Here is a 19,674-nt window from a genome sequence, read left to right on the forward strand (position 1 = left end):
GTCGGCCGCGAAAAGATCGCGCCCGAGGGCTCTCGGTGACTACTCCGTGACCGCGTACGCCTCCGCCGACCACAGGGAGTAGCCGTACGGTGTGGCCCGCTTCTCGCCCTGGACGCGGACGAAGCGCACGTCCCGTTCGTCCATGCGGACGCTCTCGTGGCCGCCCCGGCTGTCGCGCACCGTCGCCGCCGTGCGCCAGCGGCGGCCGTCCGGGGAGACCTGGACGCGGTAGGCCGCGGGGTGGGCGTCCTGCCAGTGGAGCACGAGCCGCCCGAGCCGGGCCGGGCGGAGCAGTTCGACCTGCCACCAGGCGCCGTCGTCGGCCGGGGACGACCAGCGGGTGTCCGGGTCGCCGTCGTTCGCCGCCGACGCGGGGAAGTCCGGCGTCTCGTCGGCTGAGGAGCGGGCCGTTCCGGTGCGGGCCAGGTCGGGTCCGCCGGTGGGCGGGACCGCCCGGACGGTGAAGGTGCGGGCCGCGCCCGCGAAGCGGAGCCGCACCTCGTGGGAGCGCGTGGGGGCGCCGCGCTCCACGGTCACCTCGACCGGCACCTCCACGGTCGTGCCGCGCGGCACGACCGCCTCGGCCCGCGGCACCCGTACGCGCACGCCCCGCGGTGCCTCGACGATGAGCCGGCCGCGGGTGTCGGCGGGCCGCGGGGTGCTCAGCCGTGCCGTCAGCCGCTCGCTACGGCCGGTCTCCACGTCGACGCGGTCCCGGTCCAGGCCCAGGGAGGCCTCGGGGGAGTCGGCGAACCAGGGCACCAGATGGCGCACGCGGGAGGGGGAGGGGCCGTCGACGCGGACGGCGTCCACCGCCTGCCCGGCCCGCGCCCCGCCCGGCAGCCGCACCTCGGTCGCCCCCGAGGCGTCCAGCCGGCCGGCCTCCCGCCAGCCCCCTCCCGCGACCCGCACCTCGACGCGGCCCCGCGCGCCCGGCTCGGTCAGCACGGTCAGGGCGGCCAGCGGACGGGCGTGCCCCCAGCGCACGGTCCGGCCGTCGCCGGGGTTGCGCGGCGGCTCGTGATCGATGCCCGACCAGGCCGTGTACGACTTCTGCGCCCGCCGCAGGAACGCGTCCAGGACGTCCGTGCCGACCTCGACGCGCGCCGCCTGGAGGTCGTCCCGCAGGGCTCCGAGCCTGCGGTACGCCGTCCAGGCCGCCGCCGCGTCCCCGGCGCTCTGCGCGTCCAGCATGCCGAGCGCGGCCGTGCCCGCCTCGCCGTACCGCGACAGCTGCTCCGACCAGGGCGCGACCTCCGCGGCCAGGCCCGTGCCCGCCAGCCGGCCGGGCAGCTCGCGCAGCACCGTGAAGGCCTGACGCAGCCGCCGAGCGTCGTCGTCGCGGCCCGCGCCGCCCGCCGCGCGGGAGCGCCAGTACGCCTCGGTCAGCGGCCGCAGGTACGCCGACTCCTCGTCGTCCAGCACCGACGACGCGTCGTTCCCGGCCAGCGCCGCCAGGGCCTGCTCGCGGCGCCGGTCCCCGCCCGCCAGGTCGGCGATCGCGGCCCGCCAGGACTCCCCGGGGCGGTAGCCGCGCGGGTTCCAGGCGTAGTCGGCGGCGGTGAACAGCGGGATGCGGGACGCCTCCGGCTGCTGCATGGCGTTGGCGAGCAGGGCGGCCGAGCCGGTCGCGACGGCCGGCTCGCGGCCCTGGTAGGGGCCGAGGAAGAGGCGGCCGGGCGCGTAGTCGTTGACCGGGTAGTTGTCCATCGTGACCAGCGGGTGCCCGAACGCCTCGCGCGCCGCGGCCAGTTCACGGCCCGTGATGGTGCGGGGCACCACCCCGACGCCCGTCCACGCCACCTCGACGTCCCCGGCCAGCGCGTGCGCCAGGGCCCGCCGGTAGTCCGTCGCGCCGTCCTCGTAGTACTCGGTCGGCAGCAGCGACAGCCTCGCGGCGCCGGGGTGCCGCCGCTCCAGGTGGCGGGCGACCGCGTTCGCCACCCCCGCCTGCGCCCGGGCGGCCGCCCCGGGCCCGGAGCCGAACCGGCCGGCGTCCGCCTCGCAGTGCCACTCGCTGTAGCTGACGTCCTGGAACTGGAGCTGGAAGGCCCGGAAACCCAGCGCCCACATCGCGTCCAGTTTCCGCGTCAGCGCGCGGACGTCGTCGTCGGACGAGAAGCACATCGCCTGGCCCGGGGCCACCGCCCAGCCGGGCGTGACGTGGTTGCGGCGCGCCCGCTCGGCCAGTTCCCGGAACGCGGCCCGCTGCGCCGCCGGGTACGGCTCACGCCAGCGGGCCTGCCGGTAGAGGTCGTCGCCCGGGGCGTACAGGTAGCGGTTCTGCTTGGTGCGCCCCAGGAAGTCGAGCTGTGCCAGACGCTGCCGGTGCGTCCAGGCGGTGCCGTAGAACCCCTCGGTGACACCGCGGACGGCGGTGCCGGGCCAGTCGCGGACGACGGCCGCCGCGACCGTGCCGTCCGGGCGCAGGAGCTGCCGCAGGGTCTGCACGGCGTGGAACAGGCCGTCCGCGCCGGTGCCGGTGAGGGTGATGCCGTCCGCGCCCACGGTCAGCTCGTAGCCCCCGGAGGGAAGGGCGTGCCGGTCGCCCGGGCGGGCGGGTCGCGTCCCCGCGCGGACGACCAGGGCGCCCGGTCCGGCGGTGTCCGTGATCCGGCGCGCCCCGGCCTGCCGCAGGAGCGCGCGCAGCGCGTCGAGGGCGTACGGATCGGCGTGCGCATCCGAAACCAGCGCGACCCGGTCCGGGACGGCGACGGGGGCGCCGTTTCGGCGCAGGGACTGCGGGCGGGGCCAGACGGACGGACCCGCGTCGGTGACGCCGGGGGCCGGCGCGGCGGCCGGGCCGGGCGGGGGCGGAGCCGCCACCGCGGCGGGCGCGGCCCCGAGGCTTCCGGCCACGACGGCGACCGCGAGAGCCGCCGCCCGCTTCCCGTGCCGCAGTCCCACAGGCCCCCTCCAGGTGTGTTCGACCGGCGGAACGAGCCCACCACCCGCCCGGCGAGGGTGTCAACGAGAGTGGCCGATGTGACTGCTTTTGCCGGAATATGGAAGGAGTGGAGGGGAGGGGAATGTGAGCAGGAGCACGATGTGCGGCGCAGGGCGTCTGCCCGCGCGCCGACTGGGTAGGGCTGCGATAACCCGCACGCCGTACCCGAAAAGGAGGCCCCCGTGGCTGCGATGACGTTCCTTCCGCTCCCGGCCCCGTCCAAACCCGTGGCGGACGACCCGTCCGCCGACCTCGACGGCCCCCGCCACCACGACCCGCAGTACTGCGTCTTCAGCTCCGAGAGCGCCTGCACCGAACCGCCGCTGACCAGCGAGCCCCCGCTGCCCGACGCCGAGCCCCTCACCAGCGAGCCGCCGCTCGCCGAAGCCGCCCCCCTGACCAGCGAGCCCCCCGCCTTCGTCCCGGACCATTCGAGGCTCTAGATGACCGCTCCCCGGCCGGCCGAACCGCTCTCCGAGGACCTGTCCCGCCTCGCCGTCCTGCACGGCGTCGCGCCTTCCTTCAACCCCTCCCCGGACCGCACGGTCGCGGCTTCGGCCACCGCGGTCACCCTCGTCCTGGCCGCTCTCGGCGTGGACGCGAGCACGCCCGGCGCCGTCCGCGCCGCGCTCGCCGCCCGGGAGCGGGAGCTGGCCGCGCGGCTGCTGCCGCCGACGGTCGTCGCCTGGGGGCCGAACCCGCCGGCCGCCCTGGCCGCCCTCCCCGAGGGGACCCGGCTGCGCGTCGAGACCGAGCAGGGCGAGACCCGCGCCTCGGCCGAACAACTCCCGCCCGGCGTCCACCGGCTGACCGTCACGGCGCCCGACGGCCGTACCGCCCACGCCCACCTGATCGTCGCGCCGGAGCGCCTGCCCACTCCGGCCGGCCGCTCGTACGGACTCCTCGTCCAGCTCTACTCGCTGCTCTCCCGCCGCTCCTGGGGCATGGGCGACCTCGGCGACCTGGCCGAACTGGCCGGGTGGGCCGGGCGGTCGCTCGGCGCCGGGTTCGTCCAGGTCAACCCGTTGCACGCGGCCGTGCCGGGCACGCCCACCGATCCGTCCCCGTACCGCCCCTCCTCACGCCGCTTCCCCGACCCGGTGCACCTGCGGATCGAGGACGTCCCCGAGGCCGCCCAGGTCGAGGACCCCGACCGGCTGCGCGCCCTGCTGGAGCGGGCGGCCCGGCTGCGCGAGGCCGTGCTGCACGAGGGCGCGCTCATCGACCGGGACGCCGTGTGGGAGCTCAAGCGCGAGGCGCTCGAACTGCTCTGCGAGGTCCCCCTCGGCCCCGGACGGCGCGCCGCCTACTGCGACTTCCTCGCCGAGCAGGGCCAGGCCCTGGAGGACCACGCCACCTGGTGCGCGCTCGCCGAGGTGCACGGCTCGGACTGGCACCGCTGGCCCAGCGGCCTGCGCGACCCCCGCTCGGCCGAGACGACCCGCGCCCGCAACGGCCTGCTGGACCGGGTCGACTTCTTCTCCCGGCTCGCCTGGCTCACCGACAGCCAGCTCACCGCCGCCCAGCGCGCCGGACGCGAGGCCGGCATGCCCGTGGGGATCGTCCACGACCTGGCGGTGGGCGTGCACCCCGCGGGTGCCGACGCCTGGGCGCAGCAGGAGTACTTCGCGGCCGGCATGTCGGTCGGCGCCCCGCCGGACGCCTTCAACGCCCGCGGCCAGGACTGGGGCCTGCCCCCCTGGCGCCCCGACCGCCTGGCCGGCTCCGGCTACGCGCCCTTCCGCGACCTGCTGCGCGCCCTGTTCCGCTACGCCGGGGCCCTGCGCATCGACCACGTCATGGGCCTGTTCCGGCTGTGGTGGGTCCCCCAGGGCCACCCGCCCACCGAGGGCACCTACGTCCGCTACGACGCCGAGGCCATGCTCGCCGTCCTGGTCCTGGAGGCCTCCCGCGCCGGGGCGCCGGTGATCGGCGAGGACCTCGGCACGGTCGAGCCCGGGGTGCGTGAGGCGCTGCGCGAGCGCGGGGTGCTCGGCACGTCCGTGCTGTGGTTCGAACGCGACTGGGAGGGCGACGGCCGGCCCCTGGCCCCCGAGAGCTGGCGCGCCGACTGCCTGGCCACCGCCACCACCCACGACCTGCCCTCCACGGCGGCCCGTCTCACCGGCGAGCACGTGGAGCTGCGCGACAGCCTCGGCCTGCTGACCCGCCCGCTCGCCGAGGAGCGCGCCGAGGCGGCCGCCGACACGGCCGAGTGGCTCGCCCTGCTCTCCGAGCTCGGCCTGCTGCACGGCACCGGCGGCGGCACCGACACCTCCTCGGAGGAGGCCGAGATCCAGGCCGTCCACCGCTTCCTGCTGCGCACCCCGGCCCGCATGGTCGGCGTCTGGCTCCCGGACGGGGTCGGCGACCGCCGCCCGCAGAACCTGCCGGGGACGTGGGACCAGTACCCGAACTGGCGCCTGCCGATCGCGGACGCCGAGGGCCGTCCGGTGACGCTGGAGGAGCTGGCGGCCTCGCCGCGGCTGCACGCGCTGATGGAGGTGCTGAAGGAGGCGGGACCCTGAGGCGGGGCCTCTTACGGCACCCCGGGCGCGCGGCCCCGGGCGGCGTTGGATACTTTGACACCGTGGACAAGAAGAACGCCCTGCGCGCCGGCGCCCTGGCAGCCGGAACGACGCTGATGATGCTGCTCATGTCGTCCCCCGCCTCCGCGCTCACCCGCGACGACGGTGACGACCCCGGCACGGGCCTGAGCGTCATCGAGACGCTGGGCCTCTTCGTCGTGGCCCCGATCGTGCTGTACCTGGTCATCGCCGGACTGGTGATGGTCGGGGACAAGTCGCACAAGAAGAAGGACCCGACGAGCTCCAACATCACCACCAAGGCCGACGCGAAGACCGAAGTCAAGGCCTGATCAGGGGTTTTCCACCGAGGGCGCCGTCGCGGTCACCGCGACGGCGCCCTCGGTGCGTCAGGGGCGGTCCGCCTCCGTCAGCAGTGCCCGCAACAGGCCGGCCAGCAGGCCGGCCTGTTCGGCGTCGAGCGCGGACAGCGCCTGCGTCTGCACCGCCAGCCCCGCCCCGACCGCCTCGTCGACCAGCGCGAGGCCCTGGTCCGTGAGCGTCACCTGCAGCCCGCGCCGGTCGTGCGGGTCCGGGGAGCGACGCAGCAGCCCCGCGCGTTCCAGCTTGTCGAGCCGGCCCGTCATGCCGCCCGTGGTGAGCATGAGCGTCGCCGACAGCTGCCGGGGCGAGAGCGTGTAGGGCTCGCCGGAGCGGCGCAGGGTCGCCAGGACGTCGAACTCCCCGCGGGAGATACCGAACCCCGCGTAGACCTTCGTGGCCCGTTCCCCCATCGCGTGCGCGATGCGGTTGATCCGGCCGAAGACCTCCATCGCGGTGGTGTCGAGGTCGGGCCGGACCTTCGCCCACTGCTCGATGATCGCGTCGACGGGGTCCCTGTGCTGCTCCGGGCGTTCGCTCATGGCACGAGTATCGGCACCTTCTCGGTCACCCGCAAGAAAGTAGCTTGACGGAAAGTTGCTTAGCGCTAAGCTAATTACTGCCTACCTACTTTGAAGGGTGCCTCCCATGGCCGTCTCCCGCCCGGCTCTCATCGCCCTCACCGCCCTGGCTCCGATCTCCTGGGGCACCACCTACGCCGTCACCACCGAGTTCCTCCCGGCCGACCGCCCCCTGTTCACCGGCCTGATGCGCGCCCTGCCCGCCGGTCTGCTGCTGCTCGCCCTCGCCCGGACGCTGCCGCGCGGCGCCTGGTGGGGGAAGGCGGCGGTGCTCGGCGCGCTGAACATCGGCGCCTTCTTCCCGCTGCTGTTCCTCTCCGCGTACCGGCTGCCCGGCGGCATGGCAGCGGTCGTCGGCTCGGCGGGACCGCTGTTCGTCGCCGGGCTCTCGGCGCTGCTCCTCGGGCAGCGGCCGACCCGGCGCACGCTGCTCACCGGGGCGGTGGCCGCGTTCGGCGTCAGCCTCGTCGTGCTGCGCGCGGCCGGGGCGCTGGACGCGCTCGGCCTGCTCGCGGCCCTGGCCGCCACGATCTCCATGTCCGCCGGCACGGTCCTCACGCAGCGGTGGGGGCGTCCCGCCGGGGTCGGGCCGCTGGCGCTCACCGGCTGGCAGCTGACCGCGGGCGGTCTGCTCATCGCGCCGCTCGCCTTCCTGGTGGAGGGCGCGCCCCCGGCGCTGGACGGCCGGGCGGCCGGCGGCTACCTCTACCTCGCCCTCGCCAACACGGCGGTCGCGTACTGGCTGTGGTTCCGCGGCATCGGCCGCATGACCGCCACGCAGGTCACCTTCCTCGGGCCGCTCTCCCCGCTGACCGCGGCCGTCGTGGGCTGGGCGGCGCTCGGCCAGGCGCTGACACCGGTACAGCTGGTGGGCATGGCGCTGGCCCTCGGGGCGACGGTGGCGGGACAGTTCACCGGGCGGGGCGGTCCGGGCGCCCGCGGAGTCACCGCAACGAAGCCCCAGGGCGCTCCGGCCGGCAGGGAACGCCGGGGCGTGGCGGCCTGAGCGGTGCGGCGGTAGAGGAGGGGCGCGCTCGGGGAGGCGTGCGGTACGAACGGTCGAAGGGGCGCCCGGCACAGGCCGGGCGCCCCTTCTCGGTGCCGCTGTGGAGCCGGAGCCGCTACTGACCGGCCGCCGCCGCGTCCGCGCGCTGGGCCCGCAGGGCGCGCTCGACGCCGGCGCGGGACTCCGAGACCAGGCGGCGCAGGGCCGCGTTCGGTCCGGCGGAGGCCAGCCACGCGTCCGTCCTGTCCAGGGTCTCCTGGGAGACCTGCACGGTCGGGTAGAGGCCGATCGCGATCTGCTGGGCCATCTCGTGGGAGCGGGACTCCCAGATGTCCTTGACCACCTCGAAGTACCGGTCCGCGTACGGGGCGAGCAGCTCGCGCTGGTCGGTCTGGACGAAGCCGCCGATCACCGCCTCCTGCACCGCGTTCGGCAGCTTGTCGGAGTCGACGACCGACGCCCAGGCCTCCGCCTTCGCCTCCGCGGTCGGACGGGCCGCGCGGGCCGTGGCGGCGTGCCGCTCGCCGGCGGCGGTGCGGTCGCGCTCGTACTCGGCCGCGATCTCCGCCTCGTCGAACCGGCCGACCGCGGCCAGCCGCTGCACGAACGTCCACCGCAGCTCCGTGTCGACGACCAGGCCCTCGATCGTCTGCGAGCCGTCCAGCAGCGCGTCCAGCAGGTCCAGCTGCTCGGGTGTGCGGGCGGTCGCCGCGAACGCGCGCGCCCACGCCAGCTGGTGGTCGCTGCCGGGCGCGGCCGACCGCAGGTGCGCCAGCGTCGCGTCGGTCCAGCGGGCCAGCAGCGTCTCGCGGGCGGCCGGGTCGGCGTACAGGTCGATCGCCAGCTTCACCTGCCGCTGGAGGGACTGCACGACACCGATGTCGGACTCCTTGCCGATGCCGGAGAGCACCAGCGACAGGTAGTCGCGGGCCGCGAGCTGGGCGTCGCGGGTCATGTCCCAGGCCGAGGCCCAGCACAGGGCGCGCGGCAGGGAGGACTCGAAGTCGCCCAGGTGCTCGGTGACCACGGCCAGGGACCGCTCGTCCAGGCGGACCTTCGCGTACGACAGGTCGTCGTCGTTGAGCAGGACCACGGCCGGACGGCGGCGGCCGACCAGCTGCGGCACGGCGGTCAGGTCGCCGTCGACGTCCAGCTCGATGCGCTCGTCGCGGACCAGCTTGCCGCTGTCCTCGTCCAGCTCGTACAGGCCGACGGCGATCCGGTGCGGGCGCAGCGTCGGCTCGCCCTTGGCGCCGGCCGGCAGCGCCGGGGCCTCCTGGCGGACGGCGAACGAGGTGATCACACCGTCGGCGTCCGTCTCGATCTCGGGCCGCAGGACGTTGATGCCGGCCGTCTCCAGCCACTTCTTCGACCAGGTCTTCAGATCGCGGCCGGAGGTCTCCTCCAGCGCCCCCAGCAGATCGGACAGGCGCGTGTTGCCGAAGGCGTGCGCCTTGAAGTACGCCTGCACGCCCCGGAAGAACTCGTCCTCACCCACGTAGGCGACGAGCTGCTTCAGCACGGAGGCGCCCTTGGCGTACGTGATGCCGTCGAAGTTGACGAGCACGTCGTCCAGGTCGCGGATGTCCGCCATGATCGGGTGCGTGGAGGGCAGCTGGTCCTGCCGGTACGCCCAGGTCTTCATGGAGTTGGCGAACGTCGTCCACGAGTGCGGCCAGCGCGAGCCCGGCGCGGCGGCCTGGCAGGCGATGGAGGTGTAGGTGGCGAACGACTCGTTCAGCCACAGGTCGTTCCACCACTCCATGGTCACGAGGTCGCCGAACCACATGTGGGCCAGCTCGTGCAGGATGGTCTCCGCGCGCGTCTCGTACGCCGCGTCCGTCACCTTCGAGCGGAACACGTACTGGTCGCGGATGGTCACCGCGCCCGCGTTCTCCATCGCGCCCGCGTTGAACTCCGGCACGAACAGCTGGTCGTACTTCTCGAACGGGTACGCGTAGTCGAACTTCTCCTGGAACCACGCGAAGCCCTGCCGGGTCACCTCGAAGATGGCGTCCGAGTCGAGGTACTCGGCGAGCGAGGGGCGGCAGTAGATGCCCAGGGGCACGCTCTGGCCGTCCTTCTCGTAGACGCTGTGCACCGAGTGGTACGGGCCGGCGATCAGCGCCGTGATGTACGTCGAGATGCGCGGCGTCGGCTCGAAGGCCCAGACGTTGTCCTGCGGCTCGGGGGTGGGCGAGTTGGACACGACGGTCCAGCCCTCCGGCGCCTTCACGGTGAACCGGAAGGTCGCCTTGAGGTCCGGCTGCTCGAAGCTCGCGAACACCCGGCGGGCGTCCGGCACCTCGAACTGGGTGTAGAGGTAGGCCTGGTCGTCGACCGGGTCGACGAACCGGTGCAGACCCTCGCCGGTGTTGGTGTACGCGCAGTCGGCGACCACCCGGAGGATGTTGCGGCCCCGGAGCAGGCCCGGCAGGGCGATCCGGGAGTCCGCGAAGACCTCGGCCGGGTCGAGGGAGTCCCCGTTCAGCGTCACCTCGTGCACGGCCGGAGCGACCAGGTCGATGAAGGACTCCGCGCCGTTGTCGGCGTCCACGTCGAAGCGCACCGTGGTCACGGACCGGTAGGTGCCGCCCTCCTGCGCGCCGGAGAGGTCGAGTTCGATCTCGTACGAGTCAACGGCGAGCAGCTGCGCCCGCTGCTGCGCCTCTTCGCGGGTCAGGTTTGTGCCAGGCACGCGGTCATCTCCTCGTTATGGGTGGGTTGCGTCATCTTTCCACGGCGGCTCGGCGCGGGGCGACGACCCAGGCGTCCGGTAGGGATACCCCTCGGCTCGCGGGGGTACCGGCGACCGGCTGCCGGGCCGGCGCCCGGGGTGACGCCACGTCCGGAAACCGCCGGTGATCCCGCCCCGCGCGCACCACCCTGGGGACCATGACGACGACGTACACCGCCCGCCCCATCGACCCGCGGGCCCTGAAGGAACTGCGCACGACCGACGACGCGGGCCGTGCCACGGCCGGCTTCACCGACCCCGAGGGCGGCGCCCCGCTCCGCTGCTGCCTGCGGCGCAGCGCGCCCGGCGAGCGCATCGCCCTGGTCTCCTACGCGCCCCTGCGCCGCTGGGCGTCCGCCACCGGGGCGGACCCGGGGCCGTACGACGAGCAGGGGCCGGTCTTCCTCCACGCCGAGCCCTGCGAGGGGTACCTCGGTGAGGCCCTGCCCTTCACGAACAGCCACCGCACGGTCCGCCGCTACTCCGCCGACGGGCGCATCCTCGGCGGGCGGCTGGCCGAGGAGCCCGCGGACTTCGGGGCGGCCTTCGCCGAGGCCTTCGCGGACCCGGCCGTGGCGCTCGTGCACGTCCGGGCCGTGGAGTACGGCTGCTTCCTGTACGAGGTGCGCCGGCCCTGACGGGGGCGGGTCCCGGGCAGCACTCGGGGCGGCCACCCCGGCTGGAGGTGACCGCCCCGCTGCGCCTGTGGCGCCGTCGCCCTACCGGGCGGACAGCTCCTGGGCCACCAGCTCCGCGATCTGCACGGCGTTCAGCGCCGCGCCCTTGCGGAGGTTGTCGTTGGAGACGAAGAACGACAGGCCGTGCTCCACCGTCTCGTCGCCGCGGATGCGGCCGACGTAGGACGGGTCCTTGCCGGCGGCCTGCAGCGGGGTGGGGATGTCGGAGAGCTCGACGCCGGGGGCCTCCTTCAGCAGCTCCGTCGCGCGCTCGGGGCTGATCGGGCGGGCGAAGCGGGCGTTGACCTGGAGGGAGTGGCCGGAGAAGACCGGGACGCGCACGCAGGTGCCGGAGACCTTCAGCTCGGGGATCTCCAGGATCTTGCGGGACTCGTTGCGGAGCTTCTGCTCCTCGTCGGTCTCGTTCAGGCCGTCGTCGACGATCGAACCGGCCAGCGGCAGCACGTTGAACGCGATGGGGCGCTTGTAGACGCCGGGCTCGGGGAAGTCGACCGCCTCACCGTCGTGGGTGAGCTTGTCGGCGTCGGCGACGACCTTCTGCACCTGCCCGTGCAGCTCGGCGACGCCCGCCAGACCGGAACCGGAGACCGCCTGGTAGGTGGCGACGACGAGGGCTTCGAGGCCCGCCTCCGCGTGCAGTGGACGCAGTACCGGCATCGCGGCCATCGTCGTGCAGTTCGGGTTGGCGATGATGCCCTTGGGGCGGTCCGCGATCGCGTGCGGGTTCACCTCGGAGACGACCAGCGGGACCTCGGGGTCCTTGCGCCAGGCGGAGGAGTTGTCGATCACGACGGCGCCCTGGGAGGCGACCTTCTCGGCCAGCGCCCGGGACGTGGCACCGCCGGCGGAGAACAGCACGATGTCCAGGCCGGTGTAGTCGGCGGTCGCCGCGTCCTCCACCGTCACGCCGTCCAGCTCCGTGCCCGCGGAACGGGCCGAGGCGAACAGGCGCAGCTCCGTGACCGGGAAGTTCCGCTCCTTGAGGATCCTGCGCATGACCGTGCCCACCTGTCCGGTGGCTCCGACGATTCCGACCCTCACGGTGACTCCCTCTCCTGCGTTCTTCACGTGCTCGTTGCTTGGCCGAGGCTTTTCCATCATGCGGCCGACCACGCCCCGTCTGTCCACTTCTTTCCCCGGTCTGCCCGGAGAGTGGGACGGGGCGTCCCGCCCGATGGTTGCGGACCTGCGGTGGCGACCCCGCTGAGCTGGAGGAATTCATCCGGCGGGGGGCGTGCGCCGCAAGCTCGCCTGCCCATGCCGCTTCCGGCCACACGGGAGTGTGACGTATGCCTCGGCCGCCCCGGCGAAAACTCACGCGCCCACGGCCGAACGTTCCGGGCCGTGTCCGCGTCGTAGGACAAACACGGTGAGGGGGGTGGCTTGTGCTGCTGCGCGGAAGGGCCCGGCGCGGCCGGGAGGGGCACGCCGACGACGATCCGCTCGACGCGGCACAGGAACGCCGCGTGCGGGCGGTGCTCGCACTCGGCGGAGTGCCGCAGGCGGACCTGCCGGACGGGGTACAGCAGGTCCGCCTGCGGCTGCTGGAGCGGGCGGCGAGCGGCCGGGAGGCGCCGCGGGACGTCTCGGCGTGGGCGGCGGTCGTCGCCTCCAACCTGGCCATGGACTGGCACCGGGCCAAACGCCGCCAGGAGCGGCTCGGGGAGCGGCTGGCCGCGCTGCGGCAACTGGAACATCCCTCCGGGGAGGACACCAGCGTGCTGTCCGTCGCGGTCGCCCAGGGCCTGGACGAGCTGCCGGCCGCCCAGCGGCAGGTCGTCGTGCTGCGCTTCTACGCCGATCTGCCGGTCCGCTCCATCGCCGAACAGCTCGGCGTCCCGGAGGGCACGGTCAAGAGCCGGCTGCACACGGCGGTACGTGCCCTGCGCGCCCGCCTGCACGAGGACGAGGTGGTGTGACGTGTCCGGCTACGACAGCGAGGCGGGCGGTGCGGACAGGGACCCGCTGATGGCCGCCCTCACCGGCGAGCCGCTGCCCGAGGACGCCGGGGCCGGCGACCGGGCGGAGCACCGCGCGGCCCGGGCGGACGTGGCCCTGCTGCGCGAGCAGCTGGGCCTCATCGGGGACGCGCTGGCCGGCCCGGAGCGGGCGGCGCGCGGCACGGCGCGGCGGCGGCCGCGACTGCGGTCCCGGCGCCGGCCACGGCCCGCGGGAGGGGCCGGGAGGTGGTCCTGGCATCCCGGGATCAAGGCCGCCGCCGTCGGCATGGCCGTCGCGGCCGCCATCGGCTCCGCGACGGTGGGCCTGGGCTGGCTCGCCTCGCACGAGGGGAGCTCCGCCGACACCTCCGCGGCGAGCGGCGAAGCCGGAGGCACGGCGGACAAGGCCGCCTCCCCGCGCGGACCGGCGTACCTGGCCTGCGCCGAGCTGGTCGTCGAGGGCACGGTGGGCTCCGTGACACCCCTGCCCGAAGGCGACCAGGACCGCGTCACGCTGGACGTGACCCGCTCCTACAAGCCCGCCCGGGGCGAGGACGAGATCACCTTCACCCTGACGAAGGGCTCCTGGCCCCTGCCGGCCGAGGGCGACCACCTGCTGGTCGGCATCCGGCCCGGCGCGGCGACCCCGGACCTCTGGGCCCGGGGGGAGAAGCAGATCGCACGCGAGCGGGCCTGGATCACGTCGGCCCTGCCGTCGGCGGACCGGACCACCTGCGGAGAGGGGTGAGCGGGGACGGGAAAGGGGCGGGTGCCCGGTCGGACACCCGCCCCTCGTACGTCGTCCCGGGTGTTACGGCACGACCTTCTCGATCTTCACGCTGCCCAGGCCCGCGACCGTGCCGCGGGCGTTGACCAGCTGGACCTGGCCGAAGAACTCACGGCCCTCGGGAGCGGCCGCCGCGGCGGTGACGCTGCCGGAGACCGTCGCCGAGGCGCCCGTGCCGAGCTTCACCGCGGCACCGTCGACGCTCACGCTGCCGAGGGAGGCGGAGAAGAACACGTCCCGGTAGTCGTAGGCGGTGGTGCCGGCCGGCACGCCGTAGCCGACGACCTCGATGGTGTACGTCCCGGCGGCCGGGGACGGCACGGAAACCGACTCCTCCGAGTCGCCGTCGGCGGAGCTGCCGACCTGGTTGCCGGCCGCGTCGTAGACCGCGAGGTCCAGGTCGGCGGCGGCGTCCGAGACGTTGCCGATGGCCACGTCCAGCGACTTGGCGCCCGCGGGCACCTCGACCGTGGTGGTCTGCGTCTCACCCTGCTTGATCGACGGGCGGGCCGTCTTGGCCGAGCCCAGCGGGCCGCCGGCCAGCTTGCCGTCGATCGCCGCGAAGCCGTTCGTCACCTTCCAGGAGGCGGTGGCCGGGGTGCCGACCTTCGCCTCGGGCACGGTCACGGTCTCCGGCTCGAAGGCCGCGCCGAGGACGGCGACGTCCAGCTTGTACGGGTTGTCGAGCAGCGGCGACGTCCGGCGCGACTCGACCTCGATCTCCCAGACACCGGGCTGCGGGTTCGCGTACGACCGCACGTCCGGGCGGCAGGTGTTCGCCGGGTTGGGGTAGTTCGGGTAGCAGTTGATCGTCGACGTCGGGTCGGCCGGGACGCCGTACGGGTGGATGGAGATGAAGCGGGTCTGGCTCTTGTCCTTCAGACCGCTCAGCGCCACCTCCAGGGACTTGGCGCCCTCGGGGACCGTGACGAAGTAGTGCTGCGAGCTGTTGCGCTGCACCGAACCGGCCGCGGAGAAGGAGTACTTCAGCGGCTGCGAGACGACCACCGTGTGCAGGACCTGCTTGTCGATGCCCTCGGTGCGCGGGTCGTCGACCTCCAGGATCGCGCTCTTGATGCCCGCGGACTTCGGCGCGGCCTGGACCTTGACGGTCACCGGCTGGTTCAGCGGCAGCTTCACCTCGTCGGAGCCGACGATCCGGAAGGTGCCGCCCGCGTTGTTCTCGAAGTGCAGCTCGTGCCGGATCGCCTTGTCGGCACCGGACGTACGGGTGATGGTGACCTCGTAGGTCTTCTTCTGGCCGGCCTTCAGGCCGCCCTCACGGTCGTACAGGCCCGTGCCCGAGCCCGGGGTCTTCAGGAACTGGTCGATCGCGGTGTCGACCGGGGCCTTGACCGTGTACGCGTGGGAGGTGGCGCCGTCACGGATGGCGTCCCAGGCGTCCGGGATGTTCATCAGGCCCGCGCCCTCCTCGTACGCCTGCACACCCTTGATGTGGTCGGCGGTGGAGGTGAGGGCCGTGCGCAGCGTCGCCGGGGTGAGGTCGATCTTCTTCTGCTTCGCGGCCGACAGCAGCAGCGCGGCGGCACCGGCGGCCTGCGGGGAGGCCATCGAGGTGCCCTGCAGCATGCCGTAACCGGCCGGCAGGGAGTAGCCCGCCTCGGCGACCGGGGCGCCCGGCAGCCAGGTCTGGATGGTGTTGATCGCGGCACCCGGGGCGACCAGGGTCGGGGTGAAGCCGCCGTCCTCACGCGGGCCGCGCGAGGAGAACGGCATCATCGCGTACTTCTTCTCCACGACCGAGCCGTAGTTGGCGGCCCAGGTCTCCTTGGAGACGGACGCGCCGACCGAGATGACCTTGTCGGCCAGGGCCGGGTCGCCGATGGTGTTGGCGCCGGGGCCGGAGTTGCCCGCGGAGATCACCAGCTGGACGCCGTAGGTGTCGATGAGCCGGGTGTACAGCTCGGCGCGGGCGTTGTTGCCGTCGTTCAGCGCCGGCAGGCCGCCGATCGACATGTTGACGATGTCGACGCCGCGCTTGGTGACGAGGTCGATCATGCCCTCGGTGAGCGCCACGTTGGTGCAGCCGCCCGACCAGGTGCAGGCGCGCGAGGAGACCAGCTTGGCGCCGGGCGCCGCGCCGTTCATCTTCCCGCCGAACAGGCCGTTGGCGGCGGTGATGCCGGCCACGTGCGTGCCGTGCTCGGACTCGATGACGCCGATGTTGACGTAGTCGGACTTGGCGCCGGCCGCGTTGTGGACGACGTCCTTGCGGATCTCGACGACGAACGGCTGGCGCTCGGCGACGTCCGTCTTCGGGTCGTCGGTGCCGAAGTACCCGATCTGGAAGCCGTCCTTGTACGGCTTCATCGCGGTGTCGTCGGTGAAGTCGTGGTTGTCGTTGAGGTCGACGCGGACCGTGCCGGCCGCCGGGTCGTACAGCACGCCCCAGTCGTCGGTGGTGTCGCCGTCGCGGTTGGCGTCGCCCGCCGCGTCACCGCCGGTGGTGTACGACTCATTGAAGGTGCTGATCCGGTAGGAGCCGGCCGGTGCCGTCCAGGCCGCGCCGCCGTGCGTGAATGTGGGGCCCGCGACGGAGGTGTCCATCCGGCGCCAGGTGTTGTCGTTGTCGACGACCGGGTCCGTCGCCGTCACCCAGTCGACGATCTTGCGCTCGCCGGTGGTGGTCTTCTGCAGCGCCGGGTGGCCGAGGTCGACGCCGGAGTCCAGGATGCCGATGGTGATGCCGCGGCCGTCCGCCTTCGGGTGGTCCTCCACGAAGTCGACCGCGCCCGTCTCGAAGGACGGGTTGTACGGGTTCTCCGCCGGGGTCTTCTTGCCCGGCGCCGGGTACGTGCCCGTGGCCCGGGCGCCCTTGGCGGCGTCCGCGCTCGGCGTCGGGTCGTCCAGCGGGATCTCCTCGCGCAGGTCGATGCCGTGCACGGAGGAGAGCTTGGCGGCGGCGGCGATGGCCGCGTCGGCCCGGGAGGTCGGGACGGTGGCGCGGACGTAGCCCAGCTTGTCGTCGGCCCGGCCCACCGTGCCGCCCTTGACCGCGTCCAGCTGCCCGGAGACCTGCTCGGTCTGCCCCGGCGCGGTGGCGATCATCATCGTGACGGTCTTGTCGCCGTCGGCCTTGGCCTCGGCGAGCAGGTCCGCGTCGTCCGAACCGAGCTTGTCGTGCGCGGACTTCACGTCCGGGTCGGCCGGGGCGGCGGCACCGGGGCCGTCCGCGGCGAGGACCAGGGGGACCGGTCCGGCCGCGGAGAGCGCGGCGACGAGTCCGGCGGCCACGGCGATGCGTGCCACGCGTCTCCGGCCCGATATCGGGTCACGCTGGGGGGTGAGGCTCATCGGCATCCCTTGTTGGTAAAGGAACGAGCGGGAACGACCGGGGCCGATCGGCACCTGGTCGTCACGGTCCGGAACGGCAGGCCCGGACGATCGCACAGCCTTACGCAAGGGGATGTTCTTTGGGGAGGGTTGACCGAAACGAAATGGATGTATGGGGAAAACCCCCGATGCGTTTTGCGGGTATCAGTCCCGAAGGCGGTGAAATCGGTTAACGTCCCGGAGTGCGACAGAAGTTGAGGGTGGCGGCCTACGCCATATGCGTCCGTGACGGACAGATCCTGCTCGCCCGCTCGCCCGCACCCGACGGCACCCCCGAGTGGGTCGTGCCCGGCGGCGGCATGGAACACGGCGAGGATCCCTACGACACCGTCCGGCGCGAGGTCGAGGAGGAGACCGGCTACCGGATCGAGGTGACCGGTCTGCTCGGCGTGGACTCCTCCTGCCGCGTCTTCCGCGACGGCTTCGGGCGCACCGTCGACCACCACGCCGTCCGGCTCGTCTACGAGGGCCGCGTCACCGGCGGTGAACTGCGCTACGAGGTGAACGGCTCCACCGACCTCGCCGCCTGGCAGGACCTGGACGCGGTGCCCGGCCTGCCCCGGATTTCACTGGTCGACACCGCGCTGCGCCTGTGGCGGGATCGACCGGTGACGGGCAGACCGGCCGGCGCCCTGGACTAGGTGGAGTACCCCGGTAGATGAACGCCGCGTGACCGGCTTCGGGCCGTTCCCGGAGCGGTCGGCGACGCGCTCGGTAGTCCAAGATCCACGTACGGTGATCGGCGCTGCGCGTTGCCGCCTTGTTCACACGCAGGTCATCCCCGGTGCCAACGATCCAGTACGAGCGGGGTGTTCGTGTCGTGGACGCCCCGCGACCACTGCCGACGCGTTCGCACTCGGGGAGAGAAGCGCATGTCGCGCACACGCTCAGTCGCCGGCTCCGGCCAGGGCATCCACCGTCGTTCCGTCCTCGCCGCCACCGGAGCGGTCGCCCTCTCCGGGGGCGTCGGCTACGCGCTGCGGCCCAGCGACAGCCAGGCCGCCACCGCCGAGGAGACCACCCAGGCCGTCGCCGCCTCCTCGCGCCAGGCTCCGGCCGCCCCCCTGGCCCCCTACACCAAGGGCACGACCGTCGCCTCCGTCGCCACCGCGCGCGCCGGCTCCGGATACCGGCGCCTGGGCGACGGGCCCGGCTGGCAGCGGGTCGTGCGCTCCGAGCTGGCCGCGCCCAAGTCCGGCCGGGCCGGGCGGCGTACCGCGCTCGCGGCGTTCGTGCAGCTCACCGACCTGCACATCATCGACGCGCAGCACCCGCTGCGCCTGGAGTACCTGCGCTCGGCCGACGTGCACGCCTGGCGGCCCCACGAGGCGCTGACCGTCCAGGGCGCGATCGCCCTGGTGGAGCGGATCAACGCGCTGCGCGGCGCCCCCGTCACGGGCGCCCCCCTGCACTTCGCGATGACCACCGGCGACAACACGGACAACAACGCCAAGTCCGAGCTGGAGTGGTTCCTGAAGGTCATGAGCGGTGGGCGCATCACACCCAACACCGGCGACCCGCGCCGCTACGAGGGGGTCCAGAACAGCGGCCTGAAGCTGTACTGGCAGCCGGACGCCGCCCTCCGCGACACCGACAAGCAGGCCGGTTTCCCCCGCCTGGACGGCTTCCTGAAGGCCGCGATCCGCGAGGTGCAGAGCCCGGGCCTGAACCTGCCCTGGTACTCGACGGTCGGCAACCACGACTCCCTGCCGATGGGCTGCTACGCCTCGCACCGCGACTCCTACCTCACGGACCTGGCCGTCGGCGGCAGGAAGCTGATGGACGTGCCGGCCGCGCAGGCGAAGCAGCTCCAGACGCTCATCAAGAAGGCCCGGGACCCCCAGGGCGTGCGCTACCACGACTTCCTCAAGTCCCACGCCCGCGCCATGCGTTCGGTCACCCCGGACGAGCGCCGCGCCCCCTTCACGACCGCCGAGTACCTCCAGGCGCACCTGGACCCGGCCTTCCGGGGCGTCGGCCCGGTCGGCCACGGCTACTCCTCGGCGAACCTGGACGCGGGCACCCAGTACTACGCCTTCCGCATCTCCGACGACGTCATCGGCATCAGCCTGGACACCACCGACGCCGGCGGCCACTACGAGGGCTCCGTCGGCTCGGCCCAGCTGCGGTGGCTGGACCGGACGCTGCGGGAGAACAAGGACTCCTACGCGGTGGTCTTCAGCCACCACACGAGCAGGACGATGACGAACACCCGGCCCGACCCGGCCCGACCGCACGAGCGGCGCCGCACCGGCCAGGAGGTCCTGGCCCTGCTCGGCAGCCACCCCAACGTGCTGGCCTGGGTGAACGGCCACATCCACAAGAACGTCATCACCCCGCACTCCGCGCCCGACGGCCGTTCCTTCTGGGAGATCTCCACCGCCTCCCACGTCGACTTCCCGCAGCTGGCCCGGGTCGTCGAACTGGCCGACAACAAGGACGGCACGATCTCCCTGTTCACCACGCTGGTGGAGTCCTCGGCGCCGCACCGCACGGACTTCTCCGACCTCTCCCAGACCGGCCTCGCGTCGCTGTACCGCGAACTGTCCCTCAACGCCCCGGGCGCGAGCACGACCCTCGGCGGCAACCCCGAGGACCGCAACACCGAACTGGTCCTGAAGAAGGGCTGACGCCCGCACCGGGAGCGGCGCGCGGACGCGAGGAGGGGCCGCCGGTGCGCACCGGCGGCCCCTCCTCTCCCCTCCTGGCCCTGCCCCG

Annotated in this window: 14 protein-coding genes; 9 read left to right on the forward strand and 5 right to left on the reverse strand. The window is 73.7% G+C overall.

The window, feature by feature from the left end; genetic code table 11:
- Positions 1-39 precede the first annotated feature (39 nt).
- On the reverse strand, positions 40-2,907 hold the full coding sequence (locus tag ACIGAQ_RS11025; protein WP_399781388.1) for a beta-N-acetylglucosaminidase domain-containing protein: 2,868 nt from the start codon (positions 2,905-2,907) through the stop codon (positions 40-42).
- A gap of 222 nt (positions 2,908-3,129) precedes the next feature.
- Here ACIGAQ_RS11025 and ACIGAQ_RS11030 point away from each other — a divergent pair, with 222 nt between their 5' ends.
- The 3 genes from ACIGAQ_RS11030 (at position 3,130) to ACIGAQ_RS11040 (ending at position 5,825) form a co-directional block, all read left to right on the forward strand.
- Positions 3,130-3,390, forward strand: a complete 261-nt coding sequence (locus ACIGAQ_RS11030; protein WP_311686621.1) for a hypothetical protein — start codon at positions 3,130-3,132, stop codon at positions 3,388-3,390.
- Positions 3,391-5,475, forward strand: coding sequence for a 4-alpha-glucanotransferase (gene malQ / locus ACIGAQ_RS11035; protein ID WP_399781392.1), 2,085 nt, complete (start codon positions 3,391-3,393; stop codon positions 5,473-5,475).
- A gap of 62 nt (positions 5,476-5,537) precedes the next feature.
- Positions 5,538-5,825, forward strand: a complete 288-nt coding sequence (locus ACIGAQ_RS11040; RefSeq protein ID WP_094055522.1) for a hypothetical protein — start codon at positions 5,538-5,540, stop codon at positions 5,823-5,825.
- 57 nt (positions 5,826-5,882) lie between these two features.
- On the opposite strand, the gene ACIGAQ_RS11045 is transcribed toward ACIGAQ_RS11040, so the two are convergent.
- Positions 5,883-6,395 (reverse strand): MarR family transcriptional regulator, encoded by a 513-nt coding sequence (locus ACIGAQ_RS11045; RefSeq protein ID WP_362274838.1) that lies wholly within the window; start codon positions 6,393-6,395, stop codon positions 5,883-5,885.
- A 106-nt stretch (positions 6,396-6,501) separates the two neighbouring features.
- On the opposite strand from ACIGAQ_RS11045, the gene ACIGAQ_RS11050 reads away from it, so the two are divergent.
- Positions 6,502-7,440, forward strand: coding sequence for an EamA family transporter (locus ACIGAQ_RS11050; protein WP_399781397.1), 939 nt, complete (start codon positions 6,502-6,504; stop codon positions 7,438-7,440).
- 115 nt (positions 7,441-7,555) lie between these two features.
- Here the strand turns inward: ACIGAQ_RS11050 and pepN are convergent, their stop codons facing one another.
- A complete protein-coding gene (pepN, locus tag ACIGAQ_RS11055; RefSeq protein ID WP_362274832.1) occupies positions 7,556-10,138 on the reverse strand; it encodes an aminopeptidase N in 2,583 nt (860 codons plus the stop codon).
- A 197-nt stretch (positions 10,139-10,335) separates the two neighbouring features.
- Between pepN and ACIGAQ_RS11060 the strand changes: the two genes are divergently transcribed.
- A complete protein-coding gene (locus ACIGAQ_RS11060) occupies positions 10,336-10,815 on the forward strand; it encodes a DUF1203 domain-containing protein (RefSeq protein ID WP_094055519.1) in 480 nt (159 codons plus the stop codon).
- A gap of 81 nt (positions 10,816-10,896) precedes the next feature.
- Here ACIGAQ_RS11060 and ACIGAQ_RS11065 read toward each other — a convergent pair whose 3' ends face one another.
- A complete protein-coding gene (locus ACIGAQ_RS11065; RefSeq protein ID WP_362274829.1) occupies positions 10,897-11,916 on the reverse strand; it encodes an aspartate-semialdehyde dehydrogenase in 1,020 nt (339 codons plus the stop codon).
- A gap of 347 nt (positions 11,917-12,263) precedes the next feature.
- On the opposite strand from ACIGAQ_RS11065, the gene ACIGAQ_RS11070 reads away from it, so the two are divergent.
- Positions 12,264-12,794, forward strand: coding sequence for a sigma-70 family RNA polymerase sigma factor (locus tag ACIGAQ_RS11070; RefSeq protein WP_311686688.1), 531 nt, complete (start codon positions 12,264-12,266; stop codon positions 12,792-12,794).
- A 1-nt stretch (position 12,795) separates the two neighbouring features.
- On the forward strand, positions 12,796-13,563 hold the full coding sequence (locus ACIGAQ_RS11075; RefSeq protein WP_399781401.1) for a hypothetical protein: 768 nt from the start codon (positions 12,796-12,798) through the stop codon (positions 13,561-13,563).
- Between the two features lie 63 nt (positions 13,564-13,626).
- Here the strand turns inward: ACIGAQ_RS11075 and ACIGAQ_RS11080 are convergent, their stop codons facing one another.
- The gene (locus tag ACIGAQ_RS11080; protein WP_399781404.1) at positions 13,627-16,917 is read right to left on the reverse strand and encodes a S8 family serine peptidase; all 3,291 of its coding nucleotides are present in this window, start codon (positions 16,915-16,917) and stop codon (positions 13,627-13,629) included.
- A 221-nt stretch (positions 16,918-17,138) separates the two neighbouring features.
- Between ACIGAQ_RS11080 and ACIGAQ_RS11085 the strand changes: the two genes are divergently transcribed.
- The gene (locus tag ACIGAQ_RS11085; protein WP_399781407.1) at positions 17,139-17,597 is read left to right on the forward strand and encodes an NUDIX hydrolase; all 459 of its coding nucleotides are present in this window, start codon (positions 17,139-17,141) and stop codon (positions 17,595-17,597) included.
- Positions 17,598-17,828: 231 nt separating this feature from the next.
- Positions 17,829-19,586 (forward strand): TIGR03767 family metallophosphoesterase, encoded by a 1,758-nt coding sequence (locus ACIGAQ_RS11090; RefSeq protein WP_399781410.1) that lies wholly within the window; start codon positions 17,829-17,831, stop codon positions 19,584-19,586.
- The last annotated feature ends 88 nt before the right edge of the window (positions 19,587-19,674 follow it).

It is taken from the genome of Streptomyces sp. NPDC085932, assembly GCF_044540525.1.
Lineage (GTDB): Bacteria > Actinomycetota > Actinomycetes > Streptomycetales > Streptomycetaceae > Streptomyces > Streptomyces levis.